Genomic DNA, 1,179 nt, shown 5'->3' on the forward strand with positions numbered 1-1,179 from the left:
CCGTATCCTTATTATATAATGTCTCAGATACATCACGCTAACATATTAGTTTAATCCATATATGCTAGAATAATGTATCTGAACTTTATATATAATTTAGCTCTTTATGAGTGACCATTAGACTCTCGGTTAATAAAAGTTTCAATTTACTCTGTATGCTCTGAGATTTCGCTCAAGGCAAATCCAGCTTGATCATCTGCTGATTCCCTTATAGCTAAATCTCCTAGTGCTAACATGCCAATAAGTTGACCACTATCAACTACTGGTAATCGTCTAATTTGATGCTGTGCCATTAGCTCTGTAGCTTTTTCAATAGAATCATCTGGAGAAACTGAGATAATATTTGTTGTCATTACATTTGTAATTTTATTAGATCCAGGATGTTTTTCAGCAATCCCTCGAACGACTAAATCACGATCAGTAACAAGCCCAACAACTTGCTCATTTTCAACAACAGGAATTAATCCAACTGATTCTTCCTTCATTTTAACAGCTGCCTCATATACATTGTCTAGCGGTGTACAATGTACAATATGGGTACTCATTAAGTCTCTAACTCGTGTCATTATTTATTTCCTCCTTTTTATACATACCATAGCTTTTCCAAAATTCCTTTATTTATTTCTGGAAAGTAACGTAATAAAAAGGATTAACAAAATAAAAAAGAGCCAGCATAATGCTGACTCTTTTTTGTATGACCCGTACGGGATTCGAACCCGTGTTACCGCCGTGAAAGGGCGGTGTCTTAACCACTTGACCAACGGGCCATGGCTCCGCAGGTAGGACTCGAACCTACGACCGATCGGTTAACAGCCGATAGCTCTACCACTGAGCTACTGCGGAATAATATATGGTGGGCCTAAATGGACTCGAACCATCGACCTCACGCTTATCAGGCGTGCGCTCTAACCAGCTGAGCTATAGGCCCATATACTTTACAGGGGCAGTAGGAATCGAACCCACACTGGAGGTTTTGGAGACCTCAGTTCTACCTTTAAACTATGCCCCTAAATGATGCCGGCTAGAGGACTTGAACCCCCAACCTACTGATTACAAGTCAGTTGCTCTACCAATTGAGCTAAGCCGGCATAAAAAAAATGGTGGCTCGGGACGGAATCGAACCGCCGACACGAGGATTTTCAGTCCTCTGCTCTACCGACTGAGCTACCGAGCCAACAT

1 protein-coding gene and 6 tRNA genes are annotated in these 1,179 nt (G+C 41.1%); all 7 read right to left on the reverse strand.

Annotated features, from left to right (window positions below):
• Positions 1 to 146: 146 nt before the first annotated feature.
• On the reverse strand, positions 147 to 566 hold the full coding sequence (locus ACQGS6_RS28945; RefSeq protein ID WP_000199009.1) for a CBS domain-containing protein: 420 nt from the start codon (positions 564 to 566) through the stop codon (positions 147 to 149).
• Between the two features lie 129 nt (positions 567 to 695).
• Positions 696 to 767 (reverse strand) — tRNA-Glu (locus ACQGS6_RS28950).
• 1 nt (position 768) lies between these two features.
• Positions 769 to 843, reverse strand: a tRNA-Asn gene (locus ACQGS6_RS28955).
• A gap of 8 nt (positions 844 to 851) precedes the next feature.
• A tRNA-Ile gene (locus tag ACQGS6_RS28960) sits at positions 852 to 928 on the reverse strand.
• A 10-nt stretch (positions 929 to 938) separates the two neighbouring features.
• Positions 939 to 1,009 (reverse strand) — tRNA-Trp (locus ACQGS6_RS28965).
• Positions 1,010 to 1,015: 6 nt separating this feature from the next.
• Positions 1,016 to 1,088: transfer RNA gene (locus ACQGS6_RS28970), tRNA-Thr, on the reverse strand.
• Positions 1,089 to 1,098: 10 nt separating this feature from the next.
• Positions 1,099 to 1,174 (reverse strand) — tRNA-Phe (locus ACQGS6_RS28975).
• Positions 1,175 to 1,179 lie beyond the last annotated feature (5 nt).

Origin of the sequence: Bacillus sp. GMs2/2, from assembly GCF_050172095.1 — a bacterium.
Lineage (GTDB): Bacteria > Bacillota > Bacilli > Bacillales > Bacillaceae_G > Bacillus_A > Bacillus_A cereus.

Coding starts and splice junctions, on each gene's coding strand:
- ACQGS6_RS28945 (WP_000199009.1), bottom strand. CDS start 566: ATGACACGAGTTAGAGACTTAATGAGTACCCATATTGTACATTGTACA.